Annotated in this window: 14 protein-coding genes; 6 read left to right on the top strand and 8 right to left on the bottom strand. The window is 57.1% G+C overall.

Annotated elements, in window-relative coordinates:
• Nucleotides 1-156 precede the first annotated feature (156 nt).
• The 5 genes from K7B04_RS01230 (at nucleotide 157) to folA (ending at nucleotide 4,602) form a co-directional block, all read left to right on the top strand.
• The gene (locus tag K7B04_RS01230) at nucleotides 157-1,044 is read left to right on the top strand and encodes an ROK family protein (RefSeq protein WP_223803326.1); all 888 of its coding nucleotides are present in this window, start codon (nucleotides 157-159) and stop codon (nucleotides 1,042-1,044) included.
• Between the two features lie 102 nt (nucleotides 1,045-1,146).
• A complete protein-coding gene (locus K7B04_RS01225) occupies nucleotides 1,147-1,386 on the top strand; it encodes a YgdI/YgdR family lipoprotein (RefSeq protein WP_163448268.1) in 240 nt (79 codons plus the stop codon).
• A 193-nt stretch (nucleotides 1,387-1,579) separates the two neighbouring features.
• Nucleotides 1,580-2,113 (top strand): glutathione-regulated potassium-efflux system oxidoreductase KefF, encoded by a 534-nt coding sequence (kefF, locus tag K7B04_RS01220; protein WP_163448234.1) that lies wholly within the window; start codon nucleotides 1,580-1,582, stop codon nucleotides 2,111-2,113.
• Nucleotides 2,106-3,974, top strand: a complete 1,869-nt coding sequence (gene kefC / locus K7B04_RS01215) for a glutathione-regulated potassium-efflux system protein KefC (RefSeq protein ID WP_167576833.1) — start codon at nucleotides 2,106-2,108, stop codon at nucleotides 3,972-3,974. Before kefF ends, kefC begins: the two co-directional genes overlap by 8 nt.
• Before the next feature lie 148 nt (nucleotides 3,975-4,122).
• Entirely contained in the window at nucleotides 4,123-4,602 is a 480-nt protein-coding gene (folA, locus tag K7B04_RS01210) for a type 3 dihydrofolate reductase (RefSeq protein WP_223803325.1), read from the top strand.
• A gap of 87 nt (nucleotides 4,603-4,689) precedes the next feature.
• Here the strand turns inward: folA and apaH are convergent, their stop codons facing one another.
• Genes apaH through lptD form a run of 6 tightly spaced genes read right to left on the bottom strand, consistent with a single transcriptional unit; the run spans nucleotide 4,690 to nucleotide 11,425 of the window.
• On the bottom strand, nucleotides 4,690-5,538 hold the full coding sequence (gene apaH / locus K7B04_RS01205; RefSeq protein WP_163448236.1) for a bis(5'-nucleosyl)-tetraphosphatase (symmetrical) ApaH: 849 nt from the start codon (nucleotides 5,536-5,538) through the stop codon (nucleotides 4,690-4,692).
• Between the two features lie 2 nt (nucleotides 5,539-5,540).
• The gene (apaG, locus tag K7B04_RS01200; RefSeq protein ID WP_163448237.1) at nucleotides 5,541-5,918 is read right to left on the bottom strand and encodes a Co2+/Mg2+ efflux protein ApaG; all 378 of its coding nucleotides are present in this window, start codon (nucleotides 5,916-5,918) and stop codon (nucleotides 5,541-5,543) included.
• 3 nt (nucleotides 5,919-5,921) lie between these two features.
• Nucleotides 5,922-6,743: a 16S rRNA (adenine(1518)-N(6)/adenine(1519)-N(6))-dimethyltransferase RsmA gene (gene rsmA / locus K7B04_RS01195; protein WP_064547358.1), complete on the bottom strand. Its 822-nt coding sequence runs from the start codon at nucleotides 6,741-6,743 to the stop codon at nucleotides 5,922-5,924.
• Entirely contained in the window at nucleotides 6,736-7,725 is a 990-nt protein-coding gene (gene pdxA, locus K7B04_RS01190) for a 4-hydroxythreonine-4-phosphate dehydrogenase PdxA (RefSeq protein ID WP_223803324.1), read from the bottom strand. Before pdxA ends, rsmA begins: the two co-directional genes overlap by 8 nt.
• A complete protein-coding gene (gene surA, locus K7B04_RS01185; protein WP_163448239.1) occupies nucleotides 7,725-9,011 on the bottom strand; it encodes a peptidylprolyl isomerase SurA in 1,287 nt (428 codons plus the stop codon). The genes pdxA and surA overlap by 1 nt, the downstream gene beginning before the upstream one ends.
• A 53-nt stretch (nucleotides 9,012-9,064) precedes the next feature.
• Complete coding sequence (lptD, locus tag K7B04_RS01180; RefSeq protein ID WP_223803323.1) at nucleotides 9,065-11,425, bottom strand: LPS assembly protein LptD; 2,361 nt, start codon at nucleotides 11,423-11,425, stop codon at nucleotides 9,065-9,067.
• Between the two features lie 183 nt (nucleotides 11,426-11,608).
• Between lptD and djlA the strand changes: the two genes are divergently transcribed.
• A complete protein-coding gene (djlA, locus tag K7B04_RS01175; protein ID WP_223803322.1) occupies nucleotides 11,609-12,433 on the top strand; it encodes a co-chaperone DjlA in 825 nt (274 codons plus the stop codon).
• Between the two features lie 102 nt (nucleotides 12,434-12,535).
• Here djlA and rluA read toward each other — a convergent pair whose 3' ends face one another.
• Nucleotides 12,536-13,195, bottom strand: a complete 660-nt coding sequence (rluA, locus tag K7B04_RS01170) for a bifunctional tRNA pseudouridine(32) synthase/23S rRNA pseudouridine(746) synthase RluA (protein ID WP_163448242.1) — start codon at nucleotides 13,193-13,195, stop codon at nucleotides 12,536-12,538.
• Between the two features lie 11 nt (nucleotides 13,196-13,206).
• Nucleotides 13,207-16,113: an RNA polymerase-associated protein RapA gene (gene rapA, locus K7B04_RS01165; protein ID WP_163448243.1), complete on the bottom strand. Its 2,907-nt coding sequence runs from the start codon at nucleotides 16,111-16,113 to the stop codon at nucleotides 13,207-13,209.
• Nucleotides 16,114-16,179 lie beyond the last annotated feature (66 nt).

The raw sequence follows: 16,179 nt of genomic DNA, 5'->3' as shown, positions 1-16,179 counted from the left end.
CTGAAAATGAATAGCCGGTACTTTGTACCATAGAAATCCTACGTCGCGGGTATCCCTGGGGTTCATTGTTGCGAGCAGGCGCAAGTTTCGGCCTTTGTGCCCCCGGCATAATAACCCGGTTTCTTTCCGCGATTATTAGTTAACTATGGGATGTGTATGGCTATTTTATTGTTTGATTGGGGCGGCACGTCGATTAAATACGGCGTATGGGAGCAGGATTCGCTGGCAGAAACCGCGTCGGTCAAAACGCCGGACAGCTGGGATAAAATGAAGGCGCAGCTGTTGGCAATTTTCCACGACTATCGCCAGCGTTATACCATTCAGGGCGTGGCGGTCAGTGCGCCCGGCAACGTTGACCCGCAGCGCGGTGAGATTGGCGGGCTGAGCGCTATTCCGTATATCCATCGCTTCCCCATCGTTGAAGAGCTGACGGCGCTGTTCGGGCTACCGGTCAGTATTGAAAACGATGCCAATGCGGCGGGCATTGCCGAAGCGGCGATGGGAGCGGGGAAAGACTATCGTCATGTGCTGTTTATCATTGTCGGCTCCGGCGTTGGCGGCGCGATTGTGGAAGATAAGATCCTGCGCCGCGGCAGCCATCGCTATGCCGGAGAGTTTGGTCTGATGACGCTGGATAACGGACAAACTTTCAGCGAGCTGGGGACCGCAGTGGCGATGGCCAGACGCTATGCGCAACGCCTGTCGCTGCCGGTAGAGAGCGTTTCAGGGGCCGATGTTTTTCGCCTTGCCGAAGCGGGAGACCTTGTCGCTGGCGAAGAGGTTGAACGGTTTTACCACTGGATGGCGGTTGGGTTGCTGAATTTGCAGGTGTGCTATGACCCGGATTGTCTGGTGATCGGCGGGGGTATTTCCGCTAATGAGGCCATCTTTGCGGGTATTCAGGCTCGACTTCGGGCACTGGTGGCAGAAAAGCAGCTCACGGAATTTATGCCCACGCTGTTGCTCTGCCAGTATCGTAACGAGGCCAACCTGATCGGCGCAGCGGAGAGTTTCAGGCAGAAATTCGGCGAAAATCGCCGATAATGCCGCTTCGGAGCTTTCTGGTTTCCTTCCTGCATTCTGGCGGCTAACCTAAAATGGTTAGAGTGATAATGAATATTCGCTGAAAAGCAGGAGGGAAACATGATGCATTATAAATATAAACGACTGACCGCAGCGATTCTGACCGCGGGTGCGCTCTTTACCGTTGCTGGCTGTTCATCCAACCAGGCGCTGAAGACGACCGACGGCAAGACCATCGTAACCGACGGTAAACCTCAGGTTGATGAAGATACTGGTCTGGTGTCGTACAAAAATGCGGAAACCGGGCAAACTGAACAGATTAACCGTGACCAGGTTCGCTCAATGAATGAGCTGAATAACTAAACGTTATCCGTGGCCCTGCAGTTTCAATGCAGTGCGGGGCCAGCGTATAACGCTTATGGCGGCAGGTTCTCTGCCGCTTTCCTTTCAACAATGCCATCCCCCCATTTCTTGCGATTGTGTTAACAGATCCTGTAAGTGTCATCATTAACTGTCTAAACTCAGCAATACAATAATGAAGTAAGACAGGCTAATCATGATTCTGATTGTTTATGCGCATCCTTATCCGCATCACTCGCATGCGAATAAACGGATGCTTGAGCAGGTAAGGACGCTCGACGGGGTGGAAATCCGTTCTCTCTATCACCTCTATCCGGATTTTAATATTGACGTTGCCGCCGAACAGGAGGCGCTGTCTCGTGCCGATCTGATCATTTTGCAACATCCGATGCAGTGGTACAGCACGCCACCGCTGCTTAAGCTGTGGCTGGATAAAGTGCTGGCGCACGGTTGGGCCTATGGCCACGGCGGCACGGCGCTGCACGGCAAAAGCGTGATGTGGGCGGTCACCACCGGAGGGGGCGAAAGCCATTTTGATATTGGTTCGCACCCGGGGTTTGAGGTTTTGGGCCAACCGCTGGAAGCCACTGCCGTCTACTGCGGCATGAAATGGCTGCCGCCGTTTGCCGTACACTGCACGTTTATCTGCGACGAAGAGACGCTACAGGTGCAGGCGCGCCACTATAAACAACGGCTGTTGGCCTGGCAGGAGGAGCACAATCATGGATAGCCATACGCTCATACAGGCGTTGATTTATCTCGGTTCGGCGGCGCTGATTGTGCCCATCGCCGTACGTCTGGGGCTCGGCTCGGTGCTGGGTTACCTGATTGCGGGCTGCATTATCGGCCCATGGGGACTGAGGCTGGTGACCGATGCGGAAGCTATTTTGCACTTTGCCGAAATTGGCGTGGTGCTGATGCTGTTTGTCATCGGCCTGGAGCTGGATCCGCAGCGGCTGTGGAAACTGCGCGCCTCGGTGTTTGGTGGCGGCCTGCTGCAAATGGTGTTGTGCGGGGCGCTTATCGGTGTGTTCTGCATCTTCCTTGGTCTGCGCTGGCAGGTAGCTGAGCTGATCGGCATGACGTTGGCGCTGTCGTCTACCGCCATTGCCATGCAGGCGATGAACGAACGTAACCTGACGGTGACGCAGGTTGGGCGTAGTGCTTTCGCGGTGCTGCTGTTCCAGGATATCGCCGCGATTCCGCTGGTGGCGATGATCCCGCTGCTGGCAAGCAGCGGCGAGTCGACCACCCTTGGCGCGTTTGCCTTTTCGGCGTTGAAGGTTGCTGGCGCGCTGGTGCTGGTGGTGGTGCTTGGGCGCTACGTGACGCGCCCGCTGCTGCGCTTTGTGGCGCGCTCCGGCCTGCGTGAAGTGTTCAGCGCCGTGGCCTTGTTCCTCGTCTTTGGCTTCGGTTTACTGCTGGAAGAAGTGGGGCTGTCGATGGCGATGGGGGCGTTCCTCGCCGGGGTGCTGCTCGCCAGCTCCGAGTACCGCCATGCGCTGGAAAGCGATATCGAACCGTTTAAAGGCTTGCTGCTGGGGCTGTTCTTTATTGGCGTGGGAATGTCGATTGACTTCGGTACGCTCATCCACCATCCGCTGCGTATCATTACGCTGCTGGTTGGTTTTCTGGTGATCAAATCCGTGCTGCTGTGGCTGATTGCCAAACCGCTGCAGGTGCCGCGTTCGCAGCGTCTGTGGTTTGCGGCGTTGCTGGGGCAGGGCAGTGAATTTGCCTTCGTGGTCTTCGGTGCCGCCCAGATGGCGAATGTGCTGGATGCTGAATGGGCGAAGGCATTGACGTTGGCGGTTGCGCTGTCGATGGCGGCTACGCCGGTTCTTCTGGTGTTGTTGACGCGGCTGGAAAAACGCGCCAGTGCAGGCGATGCGCGTGAAGCGGATGAAATTGACGAAGAGCAGCCGCGGGTTATCATCGCTGGGTTTGGTCGTTTTGGTCAGATTGCCGGTCGTTTGCTGCTCTCCAGCGGGGTTAAAATGGTGGTCCTCGATCACGACCCGGACCATGTCGACACGCTGCGTAAATTCGACATGAAGGTGTTTTACGGCGATGCCACCCGAGCCGACCTGCTGGAGTCCGCTGGGGCGGATAAAGCGGAAGTCTTGATTAACGCCATTGACGATCCTCAGGCCAGCCTGGAACTGACCGAACTGGCGAAAGAGCACTTCCCGAATCTGACGATCATCGCCCGTGCCCGCGACGTCGAGCACTATATCAAGCTACGTCAGGCGGGCGTTAGCGCGCCAGAGCGTGAAACCTTCGAGGCGGCGCTGAAGTCCGGGCGTCAGGCGCTGGAGTCACTCGGGCTGGGCGCGTACGAAGCGCGAGAGCGCGCCGATTTGTTCCGTCGTTTTAACGTTCAGTTGATGGAAGAGATGGTGGAGATGGCCGAGAACGACGCGACCTCGCGGGCGGCGGCATTTAAACGTACCAGCGCTATGTTGACCGAAATTATCAACGAAGACCGTAACCATCTGTCGGTGATTCAGCGTCACGGCTGGCAGGGGACGGAAGAGGGAAAACACAGCGGTAACCCTGAAGATGAGCCGGAAGTCAAACCGACGCTCTAGTGATGTGTAATGCTGGCTGTCCACTTTCCCTTCGTGGACTTGCCAGCAAATCTGAAAATTTTCTTATTCTTTACCTGGCTGCCAGTCGACGAAAGATTATGCTTTCCGTATAGTGGCGACAATTTTTTTCGCATCTGGGATACACTCAATGATCAGTCTGATTGCTGCGCTAGCGGTCGATCGCGTCATCGGTATGGAAAACGCCATGCCGTGGGACCTGCCGGCCGATCTGGCCTGGTTTAAACGCAACACCTTAAACAAACCTGTGGTGATGGGTCGTCTGACCTGGGAATCCATCGGTCGCCCGCTGCCGGGACGTAAGAACATTGTTATCAGCAGCCAGCCGGGCACTGATGACCGCGTGCTGTGGGTTAAATCGGTCGATGAAGCCGTTGCCGCCTGCGGCGACGCGGAAGAAATTATGGTCATCGGCGGTGGGCGCGTGTATGAGCAGTTCCTGCCGAAAGCGCAGAAGCTGTATTTGACGCATATCGACGCCGAAGTGGAAGGCGATACCCATTTCCCGGACTACGATCCGGACCAGTGGGAGTCAGTGTTCAGCGAGTTCCACGATGCGGACGAGCAGAATTCCCACAGCTACTGTTTTGAAGTGCTTGAGCGCCGTTAAGGCTGCGCTTAAATAAAAATGCCGGGTTTCGACCCGGCATTTTTTTGCTTATTCCATCAGACGACGTGCTGTCGTGGATGCATGGTGCTACGAAGCTACCGCCTCGCTCTCGCCCGGCGCCAGCCGACGGTTCGACGGTTGCACAAAATACGTTTTATCTTCCCAGCGCAGGCAGGTCAGATCGCCGCCCCAGCAGCAACCGGTATCCAGCGCGTAAATATTCTCCGGCGTGCCTTTACCTTCCAGTGAAGCCCAGTGCCCAAACGCTACGCTGTACTCCTCGGTCACCGGCCCCGGCAGCATAAACCAGGGTTTGAGCGGCGCGGCCACGTTCTCTGGGGACTCTTTGCTGTACATATCCAGCTGGCCGTTCGGGAAGCAATAACGCATACGGGTGAAGGCGTTGGTAATGAAACGCAGGCGCGCGAGGCCGCTCAGATCACGCGACCAGTTGTTCGGCATATCACCGTACATCGCATCAAGGAAGAAGGGATAGGAGTCACTTGAAAGCACGGCTTCCACGTCGCGGGCGCATTGTTTTGCCGTTTCGAGATCCCACTGTGGCGTAATGCCCGCGTGCGCCATCACCAGCTTTTTCTCTTCATCCACCTGCATCAGCGGTTGACGACGTAACCAGTTAAGCAACTCGTCTGCATCTGGTGCTTCCAGCAGCGGGTTCAACCGGTCTTTCGGCTTGTTGCGGCTAATACCCGCAAACACCGCCAGCAGGTGCAGATCATGGTTACCCAATACGATTTTGACGTTATCGCCCAGCGATTTCACGTAGCGCAGGACGTCCAGCGAGCCAGGGCCGCGCGCAACCAGATCGCCCGTTAACCACAGGGTATCTTCGCCCGGCGTAAATTCCACCTGCTGTAAAAGGGCGATTAATTCATCGTAGCAACCGTGAACGTCGCCAATAAGGTATGTAGACATGATTAATGAATCAGCGTGGGAACAAAGAGACGGAAAACGGGAATGTCGATAGAGAACGGCACGCCGTCGACATCGACCATATCATAGTGGCCCTGCATGGTGCCGAGCGGGGTCTCCAGCACGGCGCCGCTGGTGTACTGATACTCTTCGCCAGGTTCGATGTGCGGTTGAACGCCAACCACCCCCTCGCCCTGGACTTCGGTTTCGCGGCCGTTACCGTTGGTGATAAGCCAGTAACGGCCCAGAAGCTGAACCGCGCTTCGCCCGAGATTGCGGATGGTCACCGTGTAGGCGAAGACGTAACGCTCTTCTTCCGGTTGGGAGTGCGTCTCAATGTAGACGCTCTGTACCTGGACGCAAACTCGTGGCGAATCGATCATGGTTTAGCTCTCCTTGGAGGGCGCATTTTCTGCCAGATAGTTGGCCATCTTGCAGTACTGCGCAACAGAGATATTTTCTGCTCGCATCGCCGGGTCGATGCCCAGCTCCGTCAACACCTCAACACTGAACAGGTTGCCAAGGCTGTTGCGGACCGTCTTACGACGCTGGTTGAACGCCTCGGTCGTAATACGGCTCAGGACGCGAACATCTTTTACCGGGTACGGCATGGTGCTGTGCGGCACGAGACGTACGACGGCAGAGTCGACTTTAGGTGGCGGTGTGAAAGCGCTCGGCGGCACTTCAAGAACCGGGATCACGTTACAGTAATACTGCGCCATGACGCTCAGACGACCATAGGCTTTACTGTTCGGCCCGGCAACCAGACGGTTAACCACCTCTTTTTGCAGCATGAAGTGCATGTCTGCAATGGCGTTAGTATAGCTAAACAAGTGGAACATCAGCGGCGTGGAGATGTTATACGGCAGGTTGCCGAACACGCGCAGCGGCTGGCCCAGCGTCTGGGAGAGCTCGCCGAAGTTCATGGTCATGGCATCCTGCTGATAAATCGTCAGCTTCGGCCCGAGGAACGGGTGTGTTTTCAGACGCGCGGCCAGATCGCGGTCAAGCTCGATCACGGTCAGTTCGTCAAGGCGTTCGCCAACCGGTTCGGTCAGTGCGGCGAGGCCCGGGCCGATTTCAACCATGGCCTGGCCTTTTTGCGGATTGATGGCCGCAACAATGCTGTCGATCACGAACTGATCGTTGAGAAAGTTTTGCCCGAAGCGTTTACGGGCTAAGTGGCCCTGATGGACTCGATTATTCATTAGAGTTAACAATCATTTTGATGGCGAGATTAAGCGCCGTAATAAAACTGCCGACGTCCGCTTTTCCAAGGCCTGCCAGTTCAAGGGCGGTGCCGTGGTCAACGGAGGTGCGAATAAAGGGTAAACCGAGCGTAATATTCACGCCACGGCCAAAGCCCTGGTATTTTAGCACGGGAAGGCCCTGATCGTGGTACATTGCCAGCACGGCATCGGCATGGTCAAGATACTTCGGCTGAAAAAGGGTGTCGGCAGGCAGCGGCCCGCTCAGATTCATCCCTTTTGCCCGCATCTCTTCGAGTACCGGAATAATGGTATCGATCTCTTCCGTACCCATATGGCCGCCTTCGCCCGCATGGGGGTTCAGGCCGCAGACGAGTACGTGTGGCTCGGCGAGACCAAACTTATTCCGCAAATCATCGTGCAGGATGGTGATGACCTCCCGCAGCAGATCCGGCGTGATGGCGTCGCTGACCGCTTTTAGCGGCAGGTGCGTGGTCGCCAGCGCGACGCGCAGTTCTTCGGTCGCCAGCATCATCACCACTTTCGCCGCGCCCGAACGCTCTTCAAAGAACTCGGTATGCCCGGTAAACGGGATGCCTGCGTCGTTAATAATGCCTTTGTGCACAGGCCCGGTGACCAGCGCGGCAAATTCGCCGTTCAGACAGCCGTCACAGGCACGCGCCAGCGTCTCGACGACGTAGCGACCGTTCTCCACGTTTAATTCACCCGGTGCCACCGGCGCATGCAGCGCAACGGGCAGCAGCGTTAGCGTACCGGCGCGTTGCGGTTTTGCAGGCTGTTCGGGAGCGTAGGGGAGAAGCGTGAGGGGAAGACCAAGAAGTTTCGCCCGCTCGGTGAGCAGGCTGGCATCAGCGCAGACGACCAGTTCAAGCGGCCAGTCGCGCTGGGCCAGTTGGATCGCGAGATCCGGACCAATCCCGGCGGGTTCGCCGGGAGTGATAACGACACGATGTTGAGTCATTAGTTGCTCAGAATTTTAACGTAAGCGCTGGCGCGCTGTTCCTGCATCCAGGTAGCCGCTTCTTCAGAGAACTTACGGTTCATCAGCATACGATAGGCACGATCTTTCTGCGCCGCATCGGTGCGGTCAACGTTGCGGGTGTCCAGCAGCTGAATCAGGTGCCAGCCGAAGGAAGAGTGAATCGGGGCGCTAATCTGGCCCTTGTTCAGCTTCATCAGCGCATCGCGGAACGACGGATCGTAGATGTCCGGGGTGGCCCAACCTAAATCACCGCCCTGGTTAGCCGAGCCTGGATCCTGAGACAGCTCACGAGCCGCTTTCTCAAAGGTGGTTTTGCCACTGCGGATATCCGCGGCAACCTGTTCCAGCTTCGCGCGAGCCTGGTCGTCGGTCATCACCGGAGATGGCTTAAGCAGAATGTGGCGAGCGTGGGTTTCGGTCACAGAGATGCTCTGAGACTGGCCGCGCATATCGTTGATTTTCAGGATGTGGAAGCCCACGCCGGAACGGATTGGACCGACGATATCGCCTTTCTTCGCGGTGCTCAGTGCCTGAGCGAAGATGGCTGGCAGTTCCTGAATACGACCCCAGCCCATCTGGCCGCCTTTCAGTGCCTGTTGGTCTGCGGAGTAGGTGATGGCGAGCTTGCCGAAGTCAGCGCCGTTACGCGCCTGCTCAACGATAGATTCGGCCTGGCTCTGTGCTTCGTTCACCTGATCGGAGGTTGGGTTTTCCGGCAGCGGTACCAGGATGTGGCTGAGGTTCAGCTCGGTGCTGGCGTCGTTCTGGTTACCAATCTGGTTTGCCAGCGCGTCCACTTCCTGCGGCAGAACGGTAATGCGGCGACGCACTTCGTTGTTGCGCACTTCAGAAATCAGCATCTCTTTACGGATCTGGTTGCGATAGGTGTTGTAGTTCATCCCGTCGTACGCCAAGCGGCTACGCATCTGATCCATCGTCATATTGTTCTGCTTGGCGATGTTGGCAATGGCCGCGTCGAGCTGCTCATCGGAGACTTTGACGCCCATTTTCTGCCCCATCTGCAGGATAATCTGATCCATAATCAGACGCTCCAGAATCTGGTGACGAAGTGTCGCATCATCCGGCAGCTGCTGGCCAGCCTGGCCAGCGTTCATCTTAACGGATTGCATCAGGCCATCGACGTCGCTCTCGAGGACAACGCCATTATTTACGACGGCTGCTACTTTATCGACAACCTGTGGGGCAGCGAAGCTGGTATTCGCAACTAAGGCGATACCGAGAAGCAGCGTTTTCCAGTTCTTCATACTTTTTCCATTTCAATTAACCGCAGTGCGGATGATGTGTCTAACCAGTTACTTTACAGCGAACTCTGGTACGGCATGATGTTGGAACGCAGCATCTGCTGGGTACCCAGACCGTAGTTAGAGCTCAGACCACGCAGCTCAATGTTGAAGCCGATGGAGTTGTCATATTTCGACTGCCCGCCGGTTGAACCGTTGTAATCCCAACCGTTGAGCTTGCGCTCGTAGCCGACGCGAATCGCGTAACAGCAGGAGTTGTACTGCACGCCCAGCATCTGATCGGCGGGACTGTGTGTGTTGGTGTCAAAGTAGTAGGCACCGACGACGGACCAGCGATCGACAATCGGCCAGCTGGCCGTTGCGCCCACCTGCGAGATACCGTTACGGTACTGCTCGGCGGTGGAGTAGGTCGGCAGCGTTGCCTGAATGTATTCCGGGCTGGCGTAGCGATAGGTCAACTGCACCAAACGTTCGTCATCCTGGCGGTATTCGATCGCCGAACTGCTGTTAGCGATGTTGTTCAGACGCGTATCGTACTGAATGCCGCCACGCAGACCCCATTTGTCGCTGATGCGCCAGTAGGTATCGCCTGCCCATACCAGTGAACCCGTTTTGTTGTCTTTCTCCCAGTTAATGTTGTCATCACCGGTGCGAGACTCGGTGAAATAGTAGATTTGACCAACAGAAACGTTAAAACGTTCAACGGCGGCGTCATCATAAACACGTGATGTGACGCCGGTCGTGATCTGGTTTGCGGAGGCAATGCGGTCGAGACCACTGTAGGTACGATCGCGGAACAGGCCGGAGTAGTCGGACTGCAGCAGCGTGGAGTCGTAGTTGTTGATCTTGCTCTGATCGCGGTACGGCACGTACAGATACTGTACACGCGGCTCCAGCGTTTGAGTGTAGCCCGGGCTGAGCACCATATCGCGCTCGAACACCATCTTCCCATCGACTTTCAGCTGCGGCATGGTGCGGTTGACGGAGCTTGCCAGCTGATTATGGCTGCTGTCGCTGTTGTAGTCGTCGATATTGGTCTGGTTATAGTGCGTTGCCAGCAGCTTGGCTTCGGTGTTCAGGCTACCCCAACGGTTGCCCAGCGGCAGGTTGATGGTTGGCTCAAGGTGAACACGCGTCGCTTCTGGCAGGCTGCCGTTGCTGTTAACGAACTTCACCGCCTGGGCATAGACATGGGTGTCAAAAGGCCCTACGTCGTTCTGGTAGAAGTTAACATCCAGCTGTGGTTCAGCAGAATAGGAGTTGCTGTTCTGGCGGTCAAAGACCTGGAACTGTTTGGTCGACACGGTGGCGTCGAAGTTTTGATCCGCATAGCCTACGCTCAGCTTCTGCGTGGCATAGCCGTCGGTACTGGAACCGTACTTCGAGTCAAAGTCGTTGAAGTAGTCCGGATCGCTGACTTTGGTGTAGTCGGCATTAAAGCGCCACACCTGATCCATCACCCCGGCGTGACGCCAGTAGAACAGCCAGCGGCGGCTGTTATCGTCGCTCGGGTGGTCGTTAGAATAGACGCTGTCCGAAGGCAGATAGTCCAGCTCGAAAAGGCCTTGTCCGGCCTGGGTCAGATAGCGGAATTCGTTCTCCCACATGACGCCGCCGCGCTTATCCATGTAGTGCGGCGTGATCGTCGCATCCATGTTTGGCGCGATGTTCCAGTAGTACGGCAGCATGAACTCGAAGCCGTTGGAACTGCCGTACTTGGCGTTGGGGATCAGGAAGCCTGAACGACGCTTGTCGCCAACTGGCAATTGCAGGTACGGGCTATAGAACACCGGCACGGGGCCAATTTTGAAGCGGGCATTCCAGATCTCGGCGACCTGCTCTTCGCGGTCGTGGATGACTTCGCTGCCCACCACGCTCCAGGTGTTAGAACCCGGCAGGCAGGAGGTAAAGGTACCGTTTTCCAGAATGGTATAGCGGTTTTCGCCGCGCTGTTTCATGACGTCGGCGGTACCGCGGCCCTGACGGCCAACCATCTGGTAATCGCCTTTCCAGACGTTAGTATCTTTGGTATTCAGGTTTGACCAGGCTTTTGGCCCTTTCAGAATCACCTGATTATCGTCATAGTGGACGTTGCCGAGCGCATCAACGGTGCGCACCGGCGTAGCCATACCCTCAGCCTGCTTTTGGTGCAGCTGAACTTCATCAGCCTGCAGGCGGCTATTACCCTGATTAATATCGACGTTGCCTTTAAATGAGGCATTATCCGGGTAGTTGCCATCAGCGTGGTCGGCCGTAATGGTGACAGGCTGCTCGTTTGTCGGGCCGCTCACCAGTGGACGATCGTAGCTCGGTACGCCAAGCATACATTGAGAGGCGAGATCGGCTGCCATTCCCTGCTGGCTGTACAAGGCGCTGGCGATCATGGTCGCGAGGAGAGTGGGAATACGTTTTTTCATACGTTGTATTTGTTGTTCCGTCATCTATAGCATTGCGGCATGCAAACGGTCAGAGACTAACGTACTCATCGTTCTCACGCTAGTTTTATCCTGCCCGTTCTCGCCAGAGGTGTTATGCACGGCATTGAATGACAGGTATGATAATGCATATTTTAGCCGCTGGCATGACGATTTGGGGAGTATATGCAGTATTGGGGAAAAGTGATTGGTGTGGCGGTTGCCCTGATGATGGGCGGCGGCTTCTGGGGCGTAGTCCTCGGGCTGCTCGTGGGCCACATGTTTGATAAGGCGCGCAGCCGTCGCGTGAACTGGTTTGCTAACCAACAGCAGCGTCAGTCGCTGTTTTTTGCGACCACGTTTGAAGTGATGGGGCACCTGACCAAATCGAAAGGGCGCGTGACGGAGGCGGATATTCATATTGCGAGTCTGTTTATGGACCGCATGAATCTGCACGGTGAGTCGCGCACGGCGGCGCAGCAGGCGTTTCGCGTCGGTAAGTCGGATAATTACCCGCTGCGCGAAAAGATGCGTCAATTCCGTAGCGTGTGCTTCGGGCGTTTCGATCTGATTCGGATGTTTCTTGAAATCCAGATTCAGGCGGCGTTTGCCGACGGATCGCTGCACCCGAACGAGCGCGACGTGCTGTACATCATTGCCGAAGAGCTGGGTATCTCCCGTGACCAGTTTGACCAGTTTCTGCGTATGATGCAGGGCGGCGCGCAGTTTGGCGGCGGCTATCATCAGCACTCTCAGGGCGGTCAGGGTGGCGGCTGGCAGCAGGCGCAGCGCGGGCCGACGCTGGAGGATGCCTGCAACGTGCTGGGCGTGAAGCCGAGCGACGATACCACGACCATCAAGCGCGCCTATCGTAAGCTGATGAGCGAACATCACCCGGATAAGCTGGTGGCGAAAGGGCTGCCGCCGGAGATGATGGAGATGGCCAAGCAGAAGGCGCAGGAAATTCAGAAGGCGTACGAGCTGATTAAAGAGCAGAAAGGGTTTAAGTAAGCGCCCGGCCCTGTCCCCAAAGGGGCGAGGGAGAAAAGCGAAACCTGAAGCGCATGCGAACGGTTACCTCTCCCCTGTGGGGAGAGGTAAAACTGGCGCGGTCTAAAAATCCACTGGCGCCTTAAACGTCATGCTATTGCCAAACTTTGGATGCGTAATGGTTAACGTCTCGGCGTGCAGCTGCAACCGCGGCGCCATCGCCAGCGCCTCGTCGTGGGCGTAGAAGCGATCGCCGAGAATCGGGTGGCCCAGCGCCAGCATGTGCACGCGCAGCTGGTGAGAGCGCCCGGTAATCGGTTTGAGCTTCACCCGCGCGGTGTTATCCGCCGCATACTCCAGCACTTCATATTCCGTTTGCGCCGCCTTGCCGGTTTCATAACACACTTTCTGCTTTGGCCGGTTCGGCCAGTCGCAAATCAGCGGTAAATCCACCAGACCTTCCTGCGGTTGCGGATGTCCCCACACGCGCGCCACGTACTGCTTTTTCGGCTCGCGCTCGCGGAACTGGCGCTTCAGCTCCCGTTCCGCAGCTTTGGTCAGGGCCACTACGATCACACCGCTGGTCGCCATATCCAGACGGTGTACGGACTCCGCCTGGGGATAATCGCGCTGCACGCGGGTCATGATGCTGTCTTTATGCTCCTCAAGACGGCCCGGGACGGACAACAAGCCGCTCGGCTTGTTGACCACCATAATGTGCTCATCCTGATAGAGAATAACCAGCCACGGGTCCTGCGGCGGATGGTAGTTTTCCATTCCCATAACGGCTCCGGTTACTGGTGAGTGACGACGATCAGACGCAGCGCGTCCAGACGCCATCCTGCCTGGGACAGGCTTTCCATCACCTGCTGACGGTTGCTTTCAATTGCCGAAAGCTCATCGTCGCGGATGTTCGGGTTCACCGCCTTCAGGGCTTCCAGACGCGACAGTTCGGCGCTGAGTTTCTCGTCCGCCTCTTCACGCGCGGCGGCAATCAGCGCCTGCGCGGCTTTCTCAATCTGCGCTTCGCCTTTTTGCAGGATTGTGTGCACATCCTGCTGCACCGCGTTCACCAGCTTGCTGCCGGTATGGCGATTCACCGCGCTGAGCTGACGGTTGAAGGTTTCAAACTCGACCTGCGCGGCGAGGTTGGTGCCATTTTTGTCGAGCAGCATACGCACCGGCGTAGGCGGCAGGAAGCGGTTGAGCTGCAGCTGCTTCGGCGCCTGAGCTTCCACCACGTAGATCAGCTCCAGCAGCAGCGTGCCGACCGGCAGCGCTTTGTTTTTCAGCAGCGAAAGGGTACTGCTGCCGGTGTCGCCGGAGAGGATCAAATCCAGCCCGTTGTGAATCAGCGGGTGTTCCCAGGTCAGGAACTGCGCGTCTTCGCGCGACAGGGCGATGTCTCGTTCGAAAGTGACCGTGCAGCCGTCTTCCGGCAGGCCCGGGAAGTCCGGCACCAGCATGTGGTCGGACGGCGTCAGGACGATCAGGTTCTCACCGCGGTCGTCCTGGTTAATGCCGACGATGTCGAACAGGTTCATCGCGAAGGCGATCAGGTTGGTGTCGTCATCCTGCTCTTCAATGCTTTCCGCCAGCTTCTGCGCTTTTTCGCCGCCGTTGGAATGGATCTCCAGCAGACGGTCGCGGCCCTGTTCGAGCTGCGCCTTCAGCGCGTCGTGCTGCTCGCGGCTGGATTTAATCAGCTCGTCGAAGCCTTCGGTGGTTTCTGGCGCGGCCAGATAGGTGATCAGCTGGTCGTGCACGCTGTCATAGATAGTACGACCGGTCGGGCAGGTATGTTCAAAGGCGTCCAGACCTTCGTGGTACCAGCGCACCAGCACGGACTGCGCGGTTTTCTCTAAATAAGGTACGTGGATCTGAATATCGTGCGCCTGGCCGATACGGTCCAGACGGCCAATACGCTGCTCCAGCAGGTCCGGGTTGAACGGCAGGTCGAACATCACCAGGTTGCTAGCGAACTGGAAGTTACGGCCTTCGGAGCCGATTTCCGAGCACAGCAGCACCTGCGCGCCACTGTCTTCTTCACCAAACCAGGCGGCGGCGCGGTCGCGTTCGATAATCGACATGCCTTCGTGGAACACGGCGGCACGGATGCCTTCACGCTCGCGCAGCACTTGCTCCAGCTGGAGCGCGGTAGCCGCTTTGGCGCAGATAACCAAAACCTTCTGGGAGCGATGGCTGGTCAGGTAGCCCATCAGCCACTCAACGCGCGGGTCGAAGTTCCACCAGGTGCCGGTATCGCCTTCAAACTCCTGATAAATCTGTTCCGGGTAGAGCATGTCGCGCGCGCGCTCTTCGGCGCTTTTGCGGGCGCCCATAATGCCGGAAACCTTAATTGCCGTCTGGTACTGCGCCGGCAGCGGCAGTTTGATGGTGTGCAGCTCGCGTTTCGGGAAGCCTTTCACGCCGTTACGGGTGTTACGGAACAGCACGCGGCTGGTGCCGTGGCGGTCCATCAGCATGCTGATCAGTTCCTGGCGCGCAGCCTCGGAGCCTTCGCGATCGCTGTTGGCGGTTTGTAGCAGCGCTTCGATATCCTGCTCGCCAATCAGCTCGCCGAGCATGTTCAGCTCGTCGTTGCTGAGCTTATTCCCCGCCAGCAGCAGCGCCACGGCGTCGGCCACTGGACGGTAGTTTTTCTGTTCTTCGACAAACTGCTCAAAATCGTGGAAGCGGTTCGGGTCCAGCAGGCGCAGACGGGCAAAGTGGCTTTCCATTCCGAGTTGTTCCGGCGTTGCGGTCAGCAGCAGGACCCCCGGTACACGCTCGGCCAGCTCTTCAATGGCCAGATATTCGCGACTTGGCGCGTCTTCGCTCCACACCAGGTGGTGCGCTTCGTCGACGACCATCAGATCCCACTCGGCATCGCACAGATGCTCCAGGCGCTGCTTGTTGCGGCGCACGAAGTCCAGCGAGCAGATCACCAGTTGTTCGGTTTCAAACGGGTTGTAGGCATCGTGCTGGGCTTCGGCATAGCGCTCGTCGTCGAACAGCGCGAAGCGCAGGTTGAAGCGGCGCAGCATTTCAACCAGCCACTGATGTTGCAGGGTTTCCGGAACAATAATCAGCACGCGCTGAGCGGCGCCGGAGAGCAACTGCTGGTGCAGGATCATCCCGGCTTCAATGGTTTTCCCTAAGCCCACTTCGTCTGCCAGCAGTACGCGCGGCGCATGACGACGGCCGACGTCATGGGCGATGTTGAGCTGATGGGGGATCAGGCTGGTGCGCTGGCCGCGCAGGCCGCTCCACGGCATGCGGTATTGCTCGCTCTGGTATTTACGCGCGCGGTAGCGCAGCGCAAATCGGTCCATACGGTCAATTTGCCCGGCAAAGAGACGGTCTTGCGGCTTGCTGAACACCAGTTTGCTGTCGAGCAGCACTTCGCGCAGCATCACGTTGGTTTCTTCGGTATCCAGGCGGGTGCCGATATATGCCAGCAGGCCATTTTCTTCTTTAACTTCATCAACGAGCAACTGCCAGCCTTCATGGCTTGTGATCGTGTCGCCGGGGTTGAACATTACGCGGGTCACGGGGGAGTCACTACGGGCGTACAGACGGTTCTCTCCGGTTGCCGGAAAGAGCAGGGTGACGGTGCGTGCATCCATTGCAACAACAGTACCAAGTCCCAGTTCGCTTTCTGTATCGCTGATCCAGCGTTGACCAAGTGTAAAAGGCATATATGTTCGGCTCTATCTTTAATAAATTGCAGGCAATATTCAGCCACCACCTGAAAGGAGGCGGCG

It is taken from the genome of Kluyvera sp. CRP (genome assembly GCF_019930565.1).
Lineage (GTDB): Bacteria > Pseudomonadota > Gammaproteobacteria > Enterobacterales > Enterobacteriaceae > Kluyvera > Kluyvera georgiana_A.
This window is presented reverse-complemented; position numbering and strand designations above follow the sequence as displayed.

What these genes read in the sequence shown, in the direction of transcription:
- K7B04_RS01230 (WP_223803326.1), top strand. Translation starts at nt 157, where the DNA reads ATGGCTATTTTATTGTTTGATTGGGGCGGCACGTCGATTAAATACGGC.
- K7B04_RS01225 (WP_163448268.1), top strand. Translation starts at nt 1,147, where the DNA reads ATGCATTATAAATATAAACGACTGACCGCAGCGATTCTGACCGCGGGT.
- kefF (WP_163448234.1), top strand. Translation starts at nt 1,580, where the DNA reads ATGATTCTGATTGTTTATGCGCATCCTTATCCGCATCACTCGCATGCG.
- kefC (WP_167576833.1), top strand. Translation starts at nt 2,106, where the DNA reads ATGGATAGCCATACGCTCATACAGGCGTTGATTTATCTCGGTTCGGCG.
- folA (WP_223803325.1), top strand. Translation starts at nt 4,123, where the DNA reads ATGATCAGTCTGATTGCTGCGCTAGCGGTCGATCGCGTCATCGGTATG.
- apaH (WP_163448236.1), bottom strand. Translation starts at nt 5,538, where the DNA reads ATGTCTACATACCTTATTGGCGACGTTCACGGTTGCTACGATGAATTA.
- apaG (WP_163448237.1), bottom strand. Translation starts at nt 5,918, where the DNA reads ATGATCGATTCGCCACGAGTTTGCGTCCAGGTACAGAGCGTCTACATT.
- rsmA (WP_064547358.1), bottom strand. Translation starts at nt 6,743, where the DNA reads ATGAATAATCGAGTCCATCAGGGCCACTTAGCCCGTAAACGCTTCGGG.
- pdxA (WP_223803324.1), bottom strand. Translation starts at nt 7,725, where the DNA reads ATGACTCAACATCGTGTCGTTATCACTCCCGGCGAACCCGCCGGGATT.
- surA (WP_163448239.1), bottom strand. Translation starts at nt 9,011, where the DNA reads ATGAAGAACTGGAAAACGCTGCTTCTCGGTATCGCCTTAGTTGCGAAT.
- lptD (WP_223803323.1), bottom strand. Translation starts at nt 11,425, where the DNA reads ATGAAAAAACGTATTCCCACTCTCCTCGCGACCATGATCGCCAGCGCC.
- djlA (WP_223803322.1), top strand. Translation starts at nt 11,609, where the DNA reads ATGCAGTATTGGGGAAAAGTGATTGGTGTGGCGGTTGCCCTGATGATG.
- rluA (WP_163448242.1), bottom strand. Translation starts at nt 13,195, where the DNA reads ATGGGAATGGAAAACTACCATCCGCCGCAGGACCCGTGGCTGGTTATT.
- rapA (WP_163448243.1), bottom strand. Translation starts at nt 16,113, where the DNA reads ATGCCTTTTACACTTGGTCAACGCTGGATCAGCGATACAGAAAGCGAA.